The sequence below is a fragment of the Luteipulveratus flavus genome (assembly GCF_029439465.1).
In the GTDB taxonomy this organism is placed as follows: Bacteria; Actinomycetota; Actinomycetes; order Actinomycetales; family Dermatophilaceae; genus Luteipulveratus; species Luteipulveratus flavus.
The window spans coordinates 1-2,654 of record NZ_JAROAV010000017.1 but is presented as its reverse complement, the minus strand read 5'-3'; the positions used below and the strand labels follow the sequence as shown (position 1 = coordinate 2,654).

At 74.0% G+C, this 2,654-nt stretch carries 1 protein-coding gene; it reads left to right on the top strand.

Annotated elements, in window-relative coordinates; genetic code table 11:
• Positions 1-189 precede the first annotated feature (189 nt).
• Positions 190-2,460: an alpha-glucosidase gene (locus P4R38_RS05215; RefSeq protein ID WP_277191316.1), complete on the top strand. Its 2,271-nt coding sequence runs from the start codon at positions 190-192 to the stop codon at positions 2,458-2,460.
• Positions 2,461-2,654 lie beyond the last annotated feature (194 nt).

Below are 2,654 nucleotides of genomic sequence, written 5' to 3'. Positions count from 1 at the left end.
CCCGGTGAGACGCAGGGAGACTCGAGCGGGCGCGGCTGCGGTGGTTTCGACTCGGGCTCGCGCTGGGGCGCTCGCCCGGCTCAACCAGCGGGGAGGCGGGCTCGCGCTGGGGCGCTCGCCCGGCTCAACCGGCGGTGGGGTGGCTGTTCGGGGCTCGTCGACCGGCGGTGATCCGTACTGTGTCCCTCCGTGACCGACACTCCTGACCGCCCGAGGCGGCGACTGCGGCGCGCCGTCCTGCTGACCGTGCCGACCGTCCTCGTCGTCGCCGTGGCGGCGGTCGCGGTCCTGTGGGCCCGGCTGCCGGAGGACCGGCTCGACGTGGTGCGGCCCGGGCGCCTCGAGGTGCAGAAGGCGGCGCAGGGCAGCTACCCGGTCGGCGTCCTCACCGTGGTGGTCGACGCGCGGGGCGTCCGCGTCGACGCCCCCGGCCGGGCGGTCTGGCAGTCGGCGCCGGGACGGGCATTCGTCACCGGCGCGCGCGGCTCGGTGTCGTGGGAGGACCACCGCGGCTACTTCTGGCCGGACGTCGCCATCGACGGGCGCCTCGGCAACCAGTCGGTGCAGTCGGTCGAGACGGGCGGGAGCGCCGTACGGCTGCGCGGTCGGTTGTCCGGGAACGGCCGCGAGGCGGCGTACGAGATGACCGTGAGCGAACGGGCCGGGGGAGCGGTCCTGGACGTGCGCGTCACCGACGGCGGCGTGGACGCGGTAGGGCTCGTCAGCGGTCGGTCCGGCGGCGCGGCGGTCCATGGCTTCGGCGAGCAGTTCTCCGGCTTCGACCTGGACGGCCGCCTGCTGCCGGTCGTCGTGCGTGAGCAGGGCGTCGGCCGGGGCGTCCAGCCGCTCAGCGCGCTCGCGAACCTCACCAACCACGGCGCCGCCGGCACCGACCAGACGACGTACGCGGCGACGTCCACCTTCGTGACCGACGACCTGCGCGGGCTGCGCCTCGACCCGAGCACGCCGGAGTCGCACGCGTTCGCGGTGGCGGACCTGCGCACCCGCGACGAGGTCGGGCTGAACGTCTGGAGCAACCGGGTCCGGGCGCAGGTGTCCGCCGGCGCCGATCCGCTGGACCTGGTGGGGCAGCAGGCGGCCGGGGAGATGCGTCCGCCGCTTGCCTCCTGGGTGAACGGCGGCGCGGTCGTCGGTCTGCAGGGTGGCACCGCCGCCGTCCGCCGCGAGGTCGACGCGCTGCGCCGGTCGGGCGCGAAGATCTCCGCCGTCTGGCTGCAGGACTGGACCGGGCAGCGGCGCACGTCGTTCGGCGACCGGCTGTGGTGGACCTGGCAGCTGGACCGCAAGCGCTACCCCGACTGGGACCGGCTGGTCGGCGACCTCGCCGCTCAGGGCATCCGCACGACGACGTACGTCAACCCGTGGCTCGTCGACGCGAAACCCAAGGGCGACAACGGGATTCGCAACCTGTGGGAGGAGGCCCGGCAGCGCGGGTACCTGGTGAAGAACGCCGGTGGTCAGCCGTACCAGCTGGACCAGGGCGGGTTCGACGCGGCGCTCGTCGACCTCACCAACCCGGCTGCGCGCGCCTGGTACGCGGACGTCATCGCGACCCAGGTGCTGACCCGGGGCGTGGACGGGTTCATGGCCGACTTCGGCGAGGGGCTGCCGTACGACGCCCGCCTCGCCGCCGGTGACGCCGCGACCGAGCACAACCGCTGGCCGCTGCTGTGGGCCCAGACCGTGCAGGACGCGTGCCGGCGTGCGGGCAAGCCGCAGTGCGTGACGTGGTTCCGGTCCGGCTCGCTCGGGATGAGCGGGCACACGCCGATGTTCTGGACCGGCGACCAGCTCGTCGACTACTCCGCCCAGGACGGGCTGGCGTCCGCGCTGCACGGCACGCTCGCGGCGGGCGTCTCCGGGTGGCCGCTGGTCCACTCCGACATCGGCGGCTACACCTCGGTGAACGCCAAGGTCCGCGACTACACCCGCCCGTCTGACCTCAACGCCCGGTGGGCCGAGTACGCCGCGTTCGGGACGATGATGCGCACGCACGAGACGAACCGACCCGCCGACAACAAACAGGTGTACGACCCGGACCAGCGCGCGGCATTCGCTCGGATGACCCGGCTGTATGCCGCGCTCGCGCCGTACCGGGCGGGCGTCGTCCAGGAGGCGACCATCACCGGCGTCCCGGCGATCCGGCACTCTTGGCTGGTCTACCCGGGCACGCTCGCCGCGCGCAGCGACGACCAGTTCTTCCTCGGCGGCTCGCTGCTGGTGGCGCCGGCCCTGAAAGGCGGGGCGACCTCGGTACGCGTCGTGCTGCCGCCGGGCCGCTGGGTGCACCTGCTCACCGGGAAGACGTACGACGGCGACCGGGCGCTGATGGTCCCCGCGCCGGTCGGGACGCCGGCCGCGTTCGTCCGGGCCGACGACCCGGCGCTCCCTGGCCTCCGCTCCGCCGTCCAGCGCGCCGGCCTGACCTCCACCGGCTGAGCCCGCATCTCTCGTCGGTCGAGTAGGCGAGCCCCCAAGCGCGAGCCGTATCGAGACCATAGGACCGGGGTCACCTGGTCTCGATACGGGCCTCACTTCGTTCGCCCTACTCGACCAGCGGAAGACCGGCTGGTCCGCTGGTTGAGCCGGGCCGGAGCGTTAGCGGAGGGCCGAGTCGAAACCCGGGTGAGGCG